This window comes from Serratia sp. 2C06, from assembly GCF_050037615.1.
GTDB lineage: Bacteria > Pseudomonadota > Gammaproteobacteria > Enterobacterales > Enterobacteriaceae > Serratia > Serratia ureilytica.
In genome coordinates this window covers 1,920,872-1,935,312 of record NZ_CP188299.1, presented here as the reverse complement: position 1 = coordinate 1,935,312, position 14,441 = coordinate 1,920,872, and the positions used below count along the sequence as shown (strand labels likewise).

The following is a 14,441-nucleotide window of genomic DNA, read 5'->3' as shown; positions in this document are numbered from 1 at the left end:
GCGTTATTTTTGTGCGTTATTTTGCGAGGAAGACGCCGCGTTGCGTCTGGATTGGTCAGGAACCAGACGATAGAAAGTCTCACCGGGCTTGATCATGCCCAGCTCATTACGCGCTCGCTCTTCGATCGCTTCCTGACCGCCGTTCAAATCATCGATTTCGGCAAACAGCTGATCGTTACGCGCTTTCAACTTCGCGTTGTTGCCCTGTTGGACCGCAACGTCTTCATTGACCCGCACGTAATCGTGAATACCATTTTTGCCCAGCCACAGTGAATACTGTAACCAACCGAGCAATGCCAGCAATAGCAGCGTAAGTTTTCCCATCTCCGCCCCCTGAAAAACCGACCAATCATCCCACAACTTCTCGTTGGACTCCACACTGAGAGCGGCATTTCAACGCCAAATTCAGAATACGGATGAAGGATTCCCATGTTCAGCGCCTAATTCCGCTGCGAAAGCGGCAAAAAAAGCCGCTTTAGTCCGGCGCGCGCGCCGCGTTTTCCGCTGATACACACACTGCCCTTCCCCCATTATGCAGCAAGAATCACTGCACCATCGCATCCTGACCCGTCGCTTACGCCAAGGCAAAGCAAGAAGTGAATATTTAACACCATAGAAAGAATAATCCTCATGCAGTGGTTGCACTTTCATTCATTGAAGCTTATTTTTATGCACTCATAGTGCATAAATAATTCCAATATATAACCATTCATTATCGGGGATCGCGATGTTAAAACGTTTAGTTCTGATCGGCGCCTGCCTGGCCGCCACCTTCTCCACCGCCGCGCTGGCGGCTGAACCTACCTACGTCGTCGGCTCCGGCGGCACCTATCGGCCGTTCGAGTTTGAAAACAGCCAAAAGCAGCTGGAAGGTTTCGACATCGACATTATCAAAGCGGTAGCCAAGGCCGAAGGTTTCCAGATAAAACTGATCAATACGCCGTGGGAAGGGATCTTCGCCACGCTGAATTCCGGCGATCGCGATATCATCATCTCCGGCATCACCATCACCGATAAACGCAAACAAATGGTTGATTTCTCTGCGCCTTACTTCCCGGCAGAGCAGGCCATCGTGGTGCCGCAAGACTCGAAGGTAGACTCCATTGCCGCGTTGAAAGCGCTGAAGGTCGGCGTGGTGAACTCCAGCACCGGCGACATCGTGGTGTCCGACGCGCTGGGCAAAAACAGCACCGCCATCAAACGCTTCGACAATACCCCGCTGATGCTGCAAGAGCTGTATGAAGACGGCATCGGCGCGGCGGTCGGCGACGTCGGCGTGGCCAAGTTCTACATCAAAACCCACCCTGAGAAAGCCTTCAAGCTGGTGCCCGACGCCAAGTTCGAACGTCAGTATTTCGGCATCGCCGTCGCCAAAGGCAACGATGAGCTGCGCAACAAAATCAACGCCGGCCTGAAGAAAATCATCGCCGACGGCACCTACGCCAAGATCTACCAAGCCTGGTTCGACAGCAACGTACCGACGTTGCCGGCGGAATAATGCCCTGCCGCCGGCGCCCGCAAGGCCGTCGGCGCGCCACCGTTTCAGCATACCAAGAAGGAATACCCTTTGAACTTCCGCTGGGAGATCATCCAGGAATACGCGCCGCTGTTTATGGAAGGTGCCTGGATGACCATCAAATGCACCATTATCTGCGTGCTGCTGGGCACCACCTGGGGATTGATCCTCGGTCTGGGGCGCTTGGCGCAGGCGCCGCACGGCATCTGGAAACCCATCCTGCATTACGGCGTTCAGTGGCCGGTACGTATCTACATCAGCGCCTTTCGCGGCACCCCGCTGTTCGTGCAGATCATGGTGGTGCACTTTGCGCTGGTGCCGCTGTTCATCAACCCGCGCGACGGCCTGCTGGTCACCAGCGGCCTGATGAGCGTCGACTTCGCCCGCGCGCTGCGCGCCGACTACGGCGCCTTTCTCTCCTGCGTGGTGGCGATCACGCTCAACGCCGGCGCCTATGTGTCGGAGATCTTCCGCGCCGGGATCCAATCGATCGACCGCGGCCAGATGGAAGCATCGCGCTCGTTGGGCATGAGCTACGGCAAGACCATGCGCCAGGTTATCTTGCCGCAAGCCTTCCGGCGCATGCTGCCGCCGCTGGGCAACAACGCCATCGCCATCGTCAAGGATTCGTCGCTGGCCTCCGCCATCGGCCTGGCGGATCTGGCCTATGCCGCCCGCACCGTCTCCGGCGCCTACGCCACCTATTGGGAGCCCTACCTGACCATTTCGCTGGTCTATTGGGTCATCACCTTCCTGCTCTCGCTGCTGGTGCAACACATGGAAAAGAGGTTCGGTAAAAGTGATTCGCGTACATAACCTGCAAAAACAGTTCGGTGAAAGCCACGTGCTGCGCGGCATTTCCTGCCGGATCGCCGCCAACGAAGTGGTGTGCGTCATCGGCCCCTCCGGCTCCGGTAAAAGCACCTTCCTGCGCTGCATCAACGCGCTGGAAACGCTCTCCGGCGGCGAGATAGAGGTGAATGGCTTCGCCGTCCACGATCAGAAAACCGACCTGAACAAGATGCGTGAAAGCGTGGGCATGGTGTTCCAGCGCTTTAACCTGTTCCCGCACATGACGGTGTTGGAAAACATCATCATGGCGCCGGTAAGCGTGAAAAAACTGCCGCGCGCCGAAGCCATCGCGCAAGCGGAACAGCTGCTGCGCAAGGTCGGCCTGCTCGACAAAATCGACGCCTATCCCAACAGCCTGTCCGGCGGCCAGCAGCAGCGGGTAGCGATCGCCCGCGCGCTGGCGATGGAGCCGAAAATCATGCTGTTCGACGAACCGACCTCTGCGCTCGATCCGGAGCTGGTGGGCGAAGTGTTGGCGGTGATGAAATCGCTGGCCCATGAGGGCATGACCATGGTGGTCGTCACGCATGAGATGGGCTTTGCCCGCGAGGTGGCCGACCGGGTACTGTTTATCGATCAGGGGATCATTCAGGAAGAGGGGCAGCCGCAGCAGATCTTCAGTCACCCGTCCAATCCGCGCACTCAGGCATTTTTGAGCAAAGTTTTGTAACCTTCGGCACGGCTTTGCAATCCTGCGGGCGCCGGTCTCGGCGCCCACTCTCTCACCACCCGGTCAGGAAGCTGAACACCAGCCAGAACAGGCACAGCACAACGGCGCCGGTCAGCAGCAGCGTCAAGATCAGACGGCCGCGCAGCAGCATGCTGAGGGTGATGCCGATCAGCACCGACAACGGCATTAGCGCCAGGAAGAATGGCCAGGTATAAAGCAGGAAAAACAGCGTGTTGGAACCGTAAACCAAAAACGGCAACGCGAACGCCAGCCAGTAGAAAACAAAGCCGCTGACGCCGCCCAGGAAAGAATAAGAAGGCTCCTCTTTCTCCTGTTTTGACTGCTTGGAGTCGATCAAGATAGGCGTGACATTTTGCATAGTGATCCCTGGTTATTCGGCTCGCTCTGCGGCGGCTTAGAGTAAAAAGCGCATGGCGAAAAACGCCACACGCTTTTTTTGAATTCAGGGTTTGATAATAGCCTGACCACGCAACACGTCTAACAATTGCGCAATCAAATTTGTTACCAATTGTTGGCCATCAAGGTGGATTTCCGGCTGCTGCGGCGCCTCGTAAACCGCGTCGATACCGGTGAAATTGCGCAGCTCGCCGGCGCGCGCTTTCTTATACAATCCCTTCGGATCGCGCGCCTCGCAGATCGCCAACGGCGTATCGACAAACACCTCGATAAAGCGATCGTCGCCGAGCATCTCACGCACCATCTGCCGTTCGGCGCGGTGCGGCGAAATGAATGCGGTCAGCACCACCAGCCCGGCGTCCACCATCAGCTTGGCCACTTCCCCCACCCGGCGAATGTTCTCGCGCCGATCCTCGTCGGAGAAGCCGAGATCGCGGCACAGGCCGTGGCGCACATTATCGCCGTCCAGCAGGTAGGTGCTGACGCCGAGCCCATGCAGCGCCTGCTCCAGCGCGCCGGCGACGGTGGATTTGCCCGAACCGGACAGCCCGGTAAACCACAGCACCGCGCCGCGATGGCCGTTGCGCGCTTCGCGATCCGCGCGCGTCACCGCGTGCGGATGCCAAACCACGTTCTCATCGTCCGGCCCGGTCGCCCTCAGTTCAGCGGCCACCTTATCGGCCACCGAGCAGATCGCGCGCGCCCCAGTGCGGGAAGTGCTTGCGCACCAGCGCATTCAGCTCCAGCTCGAAGGCGCTGAATTCGCCGCGCGCCGCCGATGCGGCCTGCAGCGTTTCACGCACCAGCCCGGCGCCCACCGTGACGTTGCTCATGCGATCGATGAAGATCAGCCCGCCGGTGTCGTGATTGCTCTGGTAGCTGTCCAGCACCAGCGGTTCGTCGAAGGTCAGCTCCACCAATCCGATGCCGTTGAGCGGCAACGTGTCGGCCGGATGCTGCGCCAGCGTATTGATCTCCACCTGATGACGGATGCTCTCCACGCGCGCGCGGGTCTTTTTACCGGCGATCTTGATGTCGTAGCTCTGGCCCGGCACCAGCGGCTGCTCGGCCATCCATACCACGTCTACCAGCGCGCTCTGCGCCGCCTGCAGACTTTCGCCGGCGTCGACCAGCAGATCGCCCCGGCTGATGTCCACTTCATCCTTCAGCACCAGCGTAATCGCTTCGCCCGGCACCGCCTCAGGCAGATCGCCGTCGAAGGTCACGATGCGCGCCACGCTGGACTCCACGCCGGAAGGCAGCACTTTGATGCGTTGCCCCACACGCACCACGCCGGCGGACAGCGTGCCGGCATAGCCGCGAAAATCGAGGTTCGGGCGGTTGACGTACTGCACCGGGAAGCGCAGCGGCTGGTTTTCTCGCTCGCTGACCACGTCAACGCTCTCCAGCACTTCCAGCAGCGTCGGGCCGCTGTACCACGGCATATGGGCGCTTTCGCTCGCCACGTTGTCGCCGTCCAGCGCCGACAGCGGCACAAACTTGATGTCCAGATCGCCTGGCAGCTGCTGGGCGAAGGTCAGGTAATCCTGTTTGAACTGCTCGAACACCGCTTCCTGATAGTCCACCAGATCCATTTTGTTTACCGCGACCACCAGATGGCGAATGCCCAGCAGGGTAGCGATAAAGCTGTGGCGGCGAGTCTGATCCAGCACCCCTTTACGCGCGTCGATCAGCAGGATCGCCAGATCGCAGGTAGAGGCACCGGTGGCCATGTTGCGGGTGTACTGCTCATGCCCCGGGGTATCGGCGATGATAAACTTGCGTTTTTCGGTCGAGAAGTAGCGATAGGCCACATCGATGGTGATGCCCTGCTCGCGCTCGGCCTGCAGACCGTCCACCAGCAGCGCCAGATCGAGCTTCTCGCCCTGGGTGCCGATGCGTTTGCTGTCGCTGTGCAGCGTCGACAGCTGATCCTCGTAGATCTGGCGGGTATCGTGCAACAGGCGGCCGATCAGGGTGCTTTTGCCGTCGTCGACGCTGCCGCAGGTCAGAAAACGCAGCAGGCTCTTGTGCTGCTGCGCGTGCAGATAGGACTCGACGCCGCCCTGGTCAGCGATTTGTTGTGCAATTGCGTTGTTCATCCGGCGGCTCCTTAGAAATACCCTTGACGCTTTTTCAGCTCCATCGAGCCGGACTGATCGCGATCGATCATCCGCCCCTGGCGTTCACTGGTGGTGGAGACCAACATTTCTTCGATGATCTCCGGCAGGGTTTGCGCCTGCGAGTCCACCGCGCCGGTCAGCGGCCAGCACCCGAGGGTGCGGAAACGCACCATGCGCTGGCTGATCACTTCACCCGGCTGCAGATCGATGCGATCGTCGTCCACCATCATCAGCATGCCGTCGCGCTCCACCACCGGGCGCGGTTTCGCCAGATACAGCGGCACGATGTCGATGTTTTCCAGGAAGATGTACTGCCAGATATCCAGCTCGGTCCAGTTCGACAGCGGGAAGACGCGGATGCTCTCCCCTTTGTTGATCTGGCCGTTGTAGTTGTGCCACAGCTCCGGCCGCTGGTTTTTCGGATCCCAGCGGTGGAAGCGATCGCGGAACGAATAGATGCGCTCTTTGGCGCGCGATTTCTCCTCGTCGCGCCGCGCACCGCCGAAGGCGGCGTCGAAACCGTACTTGTTCAACGCCTGCTTCAGGCCCTCGGTTTTCATGATGTCGGTATGCTTGGCGCTGCCGTGCACGAACGGGTTGATGCCCATCGCCACCCCTTCAGGGTTTTTATGCACCAGCAGCTCGAAGCCGTACTCCTTCGCGGTGCGATCGCGGAATTCGTACATTTCGCGGAATTTCCAGCCGGTATCGACGTGCAGCAGCGGGAATGGCAGCGTGCCGGGGAAGAACGCCTTACGCGCCAGATGCAGCATCACGGAAGAGTCTTTGCCGATGGAATACAGCATCACCGGGTTGGCGAATTCAGCGGCGACTTCACGGATGATATGGATACTCTCCGCCTCCAATTGCCGCAAATGAGTGAGTCGTTTTTCGTCCATAACAGGTCCTTAAAAGCCTTGCCTATGCCAAATTCACGACGGCCGGGCGCGCGGCCCCTTCCGTCTGCGATTGATGCCCGAACCAGGCGATTTGGTGGTGCAGTTCCACCACTTCGCCGATCACCAGCAGCGCCGGCAACGGCGCCCGTTGGGCCAGATATTCCAGTTGTTCCAGCGTGCCGATCTGCACCTGCTGATCGGCGCGCGTGCCGCGGCTGATCACCGCCACCGGCGTCGAGGCGTCGCGACCGTGGGCGATCAGGCGCTGGCTGATGTCCGCCGCCTTCATGGTGCCCATGTAGATAGCCAGCGTCTGCCGCGCCCGGGCCAGATCGGCCCAGTCCAAGCCATCGCCGTCGGGGCGGCAGTGGCCGGTGATAAAGGTCACGCTCTGCGCGTGGTCGCGGTGCGTCAGCGGAATGCCTGCGTAGGCGGTCGCCCCCGCGGCGGCCGTGACGCCCGGCACCACCTGGAACGGAATGCCGGCGGCGGCGGCCACCTGCAGCTCTTCGCCGCCGCGGCCGAAGATGAACGGATCGCCCCCCTTGAGGCGCACCACGCGCTTGCCCTGCTGCGCCAGTTCCACCAGCAGCCTATTGGTCTCTTCCTGGATCACCGAGTGCGCGCCGGCGCGCTTGCCCACGCAGATGCGCTCGGCGTCGCGGCGCACCAGATCGAGGATTTCGCCGCTGACCAGATGGTCATACAGCACCACGTCCGCCTGCTGCATCACCTGCAGCCCGCGCAGGGTCAACAGCCCCACGTCGCCCGGCCCGGCGCCCACCAACGCTATCTCGCCCTGGGTGCCCTCATCGCCTGTGGCGAAGCGGTGTAAATCCTGCTCCAGCTGGCGTTCCGCCTGCGCCGTCTGGCCGTTGGCCACCAGCGTGGCGAAACGGCCGCCGAAGGTGTTTTCCCAGAAACGGCGACGTTCGCCGATCGAAGCCAACCGCTGTTTGACCTGGCCACGCCAGCGGCCCGCCACCTGCGCCATCAGCCCCAAACTGGCGGGCAGCAACGCCTCCAGCTTTTCGCGCAGCAACCGCGCCAGCACCGGCGCCTGGCCGCTGGACGATACGGCCACCACCAGCGGCGAGCGATCGATGATCGACGGGAAGATGAACGAACAGCGCGGCTGATCGTCCACCACGTTGGCCAGCACCCGGCGTTTATCCGCCTCGGCGAACACCGCGGCGTTCAGCGCATTGTCGTCCGTGGCGGCGATCGCCAGAAACACGTCGTCCAGCTGCTGCGGATCAAAGGTTTTCCCCAGCCAGAGCACCCGCCCTTGCTGACGTTGTTGTTCCAGTTCCGGTGAGAGCGACTGCGCAACTATCCGTATTTCAGCCCCGGCGCGCTGAAGCAGGGAGACTTTGCGCGCCGCCACGTCCCCACCGCCAACGACCAGCACCGGACGTTGTTTCAGGTCGGCGAATATTGGTAGATAGTCCACAACAGCCTTTTCATATAACAGAAAGATAGTGTGACTATACGGGCTGAGATTTAGCCTCTGAAATGACGAAAAGGAATGATTAGTTCCTTTATGGAATATAGGCCGCAGCGCAGGAGGCAAACCATGCTCATCGCGACGGCGATTTGCGCGTTCGCGCGAAAATTAAGAGACAGGGAAATTGTGTAATGCCGCCCGTCGTCTCATACTGGGCGCCGAAGAAAAATGATCGGCAGCGCCGATAGCAAAGAAGGATTTTTCGGTATGTTTTCCCGTTTTTACCTGAAGACCAGCCTGCTGGCCCTCGCACTCGGCGGCGTCTTCAGCGTTTGTGCCGCACAGCCCGTAAAAGACGCGCCAATGGGCCGTTTCGCCGCCGAACAGACCCGCCACATCGCCACTTACTTCCCCGGCCGCATGGCGGGCAGCCCGGCAGAATTGCTCACCGCCGACTATCTCAAGCAGCAGTTCGGCAAGATGGGTTACCAAAGCGATATTCGCAGCGTCAACACGCGTTATCTCTACACCAGCAAAGACGGCAAGAAGAACTGGAATAACGTCACCGCCAGCTCGGTGATCGCCGCCCGCAACGGCGACAGCCCGAAACAGGTCGTGATCGTCGCCCACTTCGACACCTATACGCCGCAGAGCGACGAGGATCTGGATAACAATCTCGGCGGCCTGACGCTGCAGGGCGTCGACGACAACGCCTCCGGCATCGGCGTGATGCTGGAGCTGGCGGAACGCCTGAAGGATATCCCCACCGCCTACGGCCTGCGCTTCGTCGCCACCAGCGCTGAAGAGATCGGTTCGCTGGGCGCGCAGAACTACCTGCAGCGCATGAGCGCGGAAGAGAAAAGCAACACCGTGCTGGTGATCAACCTCGACAGCCTGATCACCGGCGATCGTCTGTACTTCAACGCCGGGCGCAACACGCCGCCGCAGATGGCGAAGCGCTCCCGCGATCGCGCGCTGGATATCGCCCACCGCTACGGCATCGCCGCCGCCACCAACCCAGGCAACGCGCAGCATCCGCAAGGCACCGGCTGCTGTTCCGATCAAGAGGTGTTCGACGCCGCAGGCATCCCGGTATTGTCAGTGGAGGCCACCAACTGGTCGCTGGGCGACAAGGACGGTTACCAGCAGCGCGCCGTCAGCCCGCACTTCCCGCAGGGAATCACCTGGCACCGCCCGCAGTACGACAACCTGCAATATCTGGATCGCTACCTGCCGGGGCGGATAGACAAACGCAGCCGCGACAGCGTGCAGATCCTGCTGCCCTTGATCAAAGAGCTGGCGCAGGCGCACCCGCCGAAAGCGCAAAAGAAAAAGTAGCCCGTAAAAAAACAGGGCCCAGCATTGCTGAGCCCTGTGATGTCATTCGCGTCGTTTAGCCTTCGTGCAGACCGCACTCGCGCTTCAGGCCAAAGAAGCGCGTCTCTTCCTCGCTCATGCCCGGCTCCCACTTTTGGGTGGTGTGGGTATCGCCTACCGACAGGTAGCCCTGCTCCCACAACGGGTGGTAGCTCAGCCCGTGTTCGGTCAGATACTGGTAAATCTTGCGGTTGTCCCAGTCGATGATCGGCAGGATCTTGAACACCCCACGCTGCACCGCCAGCACCGGCAGATTGGCGCGGCTGCCGGACTGTTCGCGCCGCAGGCCGGCGAACCAGCTCTGCGCGCCCAGCGTCTCCAGCGCGCGGTTCATCGGCTCGACCTTGTTGATCTGGTTGTATTTTTCAATCCCTTCCACGCCCTGCTCCCACAGTTTGCCGTAGCGCGCCTCTTGCCAGGCGGGAGACTGTTCGGCGCGGAACACCTGCAGATTCAGCTTCAGCTGGTCGGTCAGTTGATCGATAAAGCGGTAGGTTTCCGGGAACAGGTAACCGGTGTCGGTCAGGATCACCGGGATATCCGGCCGGATGCGCGTCACCAGGTGCAGACACACCGCCGCCTGAATGCCGAAACTGGACGAGAGTACGAACTCGCCGGGCAGATGCTCCAGCGCCCATTCGACGCGCTGTTCGGCGCTGAGGCTCTCCAGCTGGCCGTTGACCACCGCCAATGCCAGCGCCTGCCCGGATTTGGGCAACGCGTTCAGCGCCGCCAGATCGAATTCAGCCATGTTGTCTCTCCTGATACTTGAAATTACCTGTGCGGCCCCTCTGCCCAGGGGCCGCCCGGCCTCACTCCCAGAAATCTCGCGCCGGATCCAGCACCGGTTTGACGATGCCCGCGCGCACGGTGAAGTCGCCGAAACCCTCGCCGGCGTTACGCTCCTTCGCCCAGCGCCCCACCAACAGGTCAATCTCGCTCAGGATCTCGTCTTCGTTGATGTTTTCGCGGTACATGCGCGGAATGCGCGTGCCTTCGCGGTTGCCGCCCAAATGCAGGTTATAGCGGCCGACCGCCTTGCCCACCAGCCCCAGCTCCGCCAGCAGCGCGCGGCCGCAGCCGTTCGGGCAGCCGGTGATGCGCAGCACGATATGCTCGTCGCCCATCCCGTGCCGATGCATGATCTCCTCAACCTTGGTGACGAACTGCGGCAGGAAGCGCTCGGCCTCCGCCATCGCCAGCGGGCAGGTCGGGAACGACACACAGGCCATCGAGTTCTTGCGTTGCTCGCTGATCTGGTCGTCGATCAGGCCATGATCGCGCGCCAAGGCGTCGATCTTGGCCTTCTCGCTTTCCGGCACGCCGGCGATGATCACGTTTTGGTTCGCCGTCAGACGGAAGTCGCCTTTATGGATCTTGGCGATCTCCGCCATGCCGGTCTTCAGCGGGCGCCCCGGATAGTCCAGCAGGCGGCCGTTCTCGATAAACAGCGTCAGATGCCACTGATCGTCGATGCCCTTCACCCAACCGATGCGATCGCCACGGCCGGTGAATTCATACGGACGGATCGGCGCGAAGGTGATGCCGGCGCGCTTTTCCACTTCGGCGCGGAAAACGTCCACGCCGACGCGCTCCAGCGTGTATTTGGTCTTGGCGTTCTTGCGGTCGGTGCGGTTGCCCCAGTCGCGCTGCGTGGTGACCACCGCTTCCGCCACCGCCAACGTATGCTCGAGCGGAATGTAGCCGAACTCGCTGGCCTGACGCGCGTAGGTTTTCTTGTTGCCGTGCTCAATGGACAGCCCGCCGCCCACCAGCAGGTTGAAGCCCACCAGCTTGCCGTTTTCGGCGATCGCCACGAAGTTCATGTCGTTGGCGTGCAGATCGACGTCGTTCTGCGGCGGGATCACCACCGTGGTTTTGAATTTGCGCGGCAGGTAGGTCGGCCCCAGAATCGGCTCTTCGTCGGTGGTGGCCACCTTTTCCTGATCCAGCCATACCTCTGCGTAGGCGCGGGTACGCGGCAGCAGGTGTTCAGAGATCTTCTTCGCCCACTCGTAGGCTTCCTGATGCAGCTCGGACTCCACCGGGTTGGAGGTGCACAGCACGTTGCGGTTCACGTCGTTGGCGGTCGCCAGTGCGTCCAGCCCCAGGCGATTCAGCAACTGGTGCACCGGTTTGACGTTGCCTTTCAGGATGCCGTGAAACTGGAACGTCTGGCGGTTGGTGATGCGAATGCTGCCGTACAGCGTGCTCTCCTGCGCGAACTTGTCGATGCCCAGCCACTGCTGCGGGCTGATGACGCCGCCCGGCAGGCGGCAACGCAGCATCATGGCGTGGCGCGGCTCCAGCTTCTGCTCGGCGCGTTCGGCGCGAATGTCGCGGTCATCCTGCTGGTACATGCCGTGAAAACGGATCAGCAGGAAGTTGTCGCCGTTGAAGCCGCCGGTCAGGCCGTCGTTCAAATCTTCGGCGATGGTGCCGCGCAGGAAGTTGCTCTCCTTCTTCATGCGCTCCGCATCGGCCAGTTTGCCTTCGACCACCAAAGGCCCGGGGTGTTTATCACTCATCAGTAAACATCTCGCTGATAACGGCGCTCAAGGCGCAGCTCACTTAAAAATTCATCCGCCTGCTCGGTATCCATGCCACCGTGCTCGGCCACCAGTTCCAGTAATGTGTGTTCCACGTCTTTCGCCATGCGATTGGCATCGCCGCAGACGTAAATGTGCGCGCCTTCCTGAATCCAGCGCCACACTTCCGCGCCCTGTTCGCGCAGTTTGTCTTGTACGTATATTTTATGTTGCTGGTCGCGGGACCAGGCCAGATCGATGCGGGTCAGCAGGCCGTCTTTCACGTAGCGCTGCCATTCAACCTGGTACAGGAAATCTTCGGTAAAGTGCGGGTTGCCGAAGAACAGCCAGTTTTTGCCACCGGCGCCGTCAGCGTCGCGCTGCTGCATAAAGGCGCGGAACGGCGCGATGCCGGTGCCCGGGCCGATCATGATCACCGGCGTTTCCGGGTTGGCCGGCAGACGGAAGTTGTCGTTGTGCTCGATAAACACCCGCACGTCGCCGTCCTCCTCCAGGCGGTCCGCCAGGAAACCGGAGGCGCCGCCGCTGCGAGCGCGCCCGTCGATGTCGTAACGCACGACGCCCACGGTGATGTGCACTTCGTTCTCATTTTCCGCCTGTGAAGAGGCGATGGAGTACAGGCGCGGCGTCAGCGGACGCAGCAGCCCGACCAGCTGTTCGGCGCTCAGATCCGCCGGCGCCTGGCGCACCATGTCGACGATCGGCGTGTTGTGCGCATACTGCTGCAGCGCGGCTTTATCCGCCAACAGACCGATCAGCTTTTCGTCGCGCGACAGCGCGGCGTATTTATCGACGATCGGCGTGGTGTTCTGCGTCAGTTCGAAATGGCTGCGCAGCGCCTGCGCCAGCGGCAGGGTTTGCCCTTCCACCTCGACCGGTTCGTCGCCTTTCAGCCACAATAGCTGCACCAATTCGTCCACCAGCGCCGGATCGTTGTCGAACCATACGCCGAGCGCATCGCCAGGCTGGTAGCGCAGGCCCGAATCGCCCAAATCGATCTCGATATGGCGCACGTCTTTATCGGACGCGCGGCCGGTAATTTTCTGCTTGACCGCCAGTTGGGCGGTGAGCGGTTGTTCCTTGCTGTACGGGCTGCTGTCGATCAGGTCGACCGCGCCGCTGGCCAACGCGCCCGGCGCGGCGCTTTCCGCCGGCGCGCGCGCCTTCAGCACCGACACCACCTGTTTGCGCCAGGCGGCGGCCAGTTCCTGATACTCCACGTCGGCATCCACGCGCTCCACCAGGCGCTCGGCGCCCAGTTCGGCCAACTTGGCGTCGAAATCTTTACCGGACTGACAGAAATTCTCATAAGAGGTGTCGCCCAGCCCGAACACCGCAAACGCGGTGTCACTCAGCTTCGGCGCCTTTTTCGAGAACAGGTATTTATGCAGCGCCACCGCTTCTTCCGCCGGCTCGCCTTCCCCTTGCGTGGAGGCGACGATCACCAGCAGGCGCTCTTGCGCTATCTGTTTGAATTTGTAGTCGCCGGCGCTGATCAGCGTGGCGTTCAGATTGGCGGCCAGCAAATCGTCGCGCAGCTGCTCCGCCAGGCGGCGCGCATTGCCGGTCTGCGAAGCGGAAATGATGGTGATGCCGGCGGCGGCAGGGGCGGCGGGCGCAATGGCCACGGCTCCTGGCTGTTGATTGACCATGCCCCAAAAATAACCGGACAGCCACGCCAGCTGCGTCGGCGAATAGTCGCCGATCGTCGCCTGCAGGCGTGCCAGCTGTTCGGGCGTCAGCGGGAGCAAAGATGTTGGAGGAGCCTGAGTCGTCATTGCTGTACTTATTTCCTATACTTAGCGCCTTTCCTGCCAGGCGCGCGCCAGTGTCAGTCGCTGTCTCTTCGCTGCGTCGGGTGTGCGGAAAAGATCAGGAGAGTTTGTAAGGTTACCGAGCAGAATAGCAACGATTAAATAAGGGATAGCAATAAATCATAACCAAAATGACTAAGCTGTTTTTCTGGTAAGGGATAACGCTTAAACCGTTAAACAAAGTTTTTTATCCAGATGAAAATAAAGCACTTTTTTTCATCATTTTTTCACCGTTCAACATTTCGGCTCATAACCCCAGCCGATAGGTGCCGCAGACACCAAACAAAAAAAGTGTTAACCGGATGCGTTTGCCGTGGCGGTAGACCATAACGGTATAAATGGCAAGCAGACGCGCTTTCCGGTACTATGCGGCGGTTTTTGAGTCAATGAGGCCGTAATAATGGCAACCACGCTGTTTAAAGATTTTCAGTTTGAAGCCGCACACCGTTTGCCGCATGTGCCGGAGGGCCACAAATGCGGCCGTCTGCATGGGCATTCGTTTATGGTGCGTCTGGAAGTGACCGGTGAAGTGGATCCCCACACCGGTTGGGTGATGGATTTCGCCGAGCTCAAGGCTGTGTTTTCCCCGATCTGGGAACGGCTGGATCACCATTATCTGAACGATATTCCAGGATTGGAAAATCCCACCAGCGAAGTGCTCGCCGCCTGGATTTGGCAGCAGCTCAAGCCCCAGTTACCGGAACTGACTGCGGTGATGGTGAAAGAGACCTGTACAGCGGGATGCGTATATAAAGGTTGATGCCGTGAGGGTATGTG

Annotated in this window: 14 protein-coding genes; 5 read left to right on the top strand and 9 right to left on the bottom strand. The window is 60.6% G+C overall.

Features of this window, described 5'->3' with window-relative positions:
• Positions 1-3: 3 nt before the first annotated feature.
• Positions 4-324: a cell division protein FtsB gene (gene ftsB, locus ACP3TA_RS09485; RefSeq protein WP_016929043.1), complete on the bottom strand. Its 321-nt coding sequence runs from the start codon at positions 322-324 to the stop codon at positions 4-6.
• A gap of 403 nt (positions 325-727) precedes the next feature.
• On the opposite strand from ftsB, the gene ACP3TA_RS09480 reads away from it, so the two are divergent.
• From ACP3TA_RS09480 to ACP3TA_RS09470, 3 genes are all read left to right on the top strand, one after another.
• A complete protein-coding gene (locus tag ACP3TA_RS09480) occupies positions 728-1,498 on the top strand; it encodes a basic amino acid ABC transporter substrate-binding protein (RefSeq protein WP_033651644.1) in 771 nt (256 codons plus the stop codon).
• Positions 1,499-1,612: 114 nt separating this feature from the next.
• A complete protein-coding gene (locus ACP3TA_RS09475; protein ID WP_042706788.1) occupies positions 1,613-2,332 on the top strand; it encodes an amino acid ABC transporter permease in 720 nt (239 codons plus the stop codon).
• Positions 2,316-3,038 (top strand): amino acid ABC transporter ATP-binding protein, encoded by a 723-nt coding sequence (locus ACP3TA_RS09470; protein WP_042783703.1) that lies wholly within the window; start codon positions 2,316-2,318, stop codon positions 3,036-3,038. Before ACP3TA_RS09475 ends, ACP3TA_RS09470 begins: the two co-directional genes overlap by 17 nt.
• Before the next feature lie 52 nt (positions 3,039-3,090).
• On the opposite strand, the gene ACP3TA_RS09465 is transcribed toward ACP3TA_RS09470, so the two are convergent.
• The 5 genes from ACP3TA_RS09465 to cysG form a co-directional block, all read right to left on the bottom strand.
• Entirely contained in the window at positions 3,091-3,417 is a 327-nt protein-coding gene (locus ACP3TA_RS09465; RefSeq protein ID WP_033641885.1) for a DUF3561 family protein, read from the bottom strand.
• 84 nt (positions 3,418-3,501) lie between these two features.
• Positions 3,502-4,191, bottom strand: a complete 690-nt coding sequence (gene cysC, locus ACP3TA_RS09460; protein ID WP_079656228.1) for an adenylyl-sulfate kinase — start codon at positions 4,189-4,191, stop codon at positions 3,502-3,504.
• The gene (gene cysN, locus ACP3TA_RS09455; protein WP_033641884.1) at positions 4,130-5,557 is read right to left on the bottom strand and encodes a sulfate adenylyltransferase subunit CysN; all 1,428 of its coding nucleotides are present in this window, start codon (positions 5,555-5,557) and stop codon (positions 4,130-4,132) included. The genes cysC and cysN overlap by 62 nt, the downstream gene beginning before the upstream one ends.
• Before the next feature lie 11 nt (positions 5,558-5,568).
• On the bottom strand, positions 5,569-6,477 hold the full coding sequence (gene cysD / locus ACP3TA_RS09450; protein ID WP_033641883.1) for a sulfate adenylyltransferase subunit CysD: 909 nt from the start codon (positions 6,475-6,477) through the stop codon (positions 5,569-5,571).
• Between the two features lie 22 nt (positions 6,478-6,499).
• A complete protein-coding gene (gene cysG, locus ACP3TA_RS09445; protein ID WP_060659945.1) occupies positions 6,500-7,930 on the bottom strand; it encodes a siroheme synthase CysG in 1,431 nt (476 codons plus the stop codon).
• Positions 7,931-8,191: 261 nt separating this feature from the next.
• Between cysG and ACP3TA_RS09440 the strand changes: the two genes are divergently transcribed.
• On the top strand, positions 8,192-9,262 hold the full coding sequence (locus ACP3TA_RS09440; protein ID WP_042785639.1) for an aminopeptidase: 1,071 nt from the start codon (positions 8,192-8,194) through the stop codon (positions 9,260-9,262).
• Positions 9,263-9,317: 55 nt separating this feature from the next.
• On the opposite strand, the gene ACP3TA_RS09435 is transcribed toward ACP3TA_RS09440, so the two are convergent.
• The 3 genes from ACP3TA_RS09435 to cysJ all read right to left on the bottom strand — a co-directional run bounded on the left by ACP3TA_RS09435 (position 9,318) and on the right by cysJ (position 13,628).
• On the bottom strand, positions 9,318-10,052 hold the full coding sequence (locus ACP3TA_RS09435; RefSeq protein ID WP_033641881.1) for a phosphoadenylyl-sulfate reductase: 735 nt from the start codon (positions 10,050-10,052) through the stop codon (positions 9,318-9,320).
• 61 nt (positions 10,053-10,113) lie between these two features.
• On the bottom strand, positions 10,114-11,829 hold the full coding sequence (cysI, locus tag ACP3TA_RS09430) for an assimilatory sulfite reductase (NADPH) hemoprotein subunit (protein WP_033641880.1): 1,716 nt from the start codon (positions 11,827-11,829) through the stop codon (positions 10,114-10,116).
• The gene (gene cysJ, locus ACP3TA_RS09425) at positions 11,829-13,628 is read right to left on the bottom strand and encodes an NADPH-dependent assimilatory sulfite reductase flavoprotein subunit (RefSeq protein WP_033651649.1); all 1,800 of its coding nucleotides are present in this window, start codon (positions 13,626-13,628) and stop codon (positions 11,829-11,831) included. Before cysJ ends, cysI begins: the two co-directional genes overlap by 1 nt.
• 436 nt (positions 13,629-14,064) lie before the next feature.
• On the opposite strand from cysJ, the gene queD reads away from it, so the two are divergent.
• Positions 14,065-14,424 carry a 6-carboxytetrahydropterin synthase QueD gene (gene queD, locus ACP3TA_RS09420; protein WP_004932638.1) on the top strand — a complete coding sequence of 120 codons (360 nt, stop codon included), beginning with the start codon at positions 14,065-14,067 and terminating at the stop codon, positions 14,422-14,424.
• The last annotated feature ends 17 nt before the right edge of the window (positions 14,425-14,441 follow it).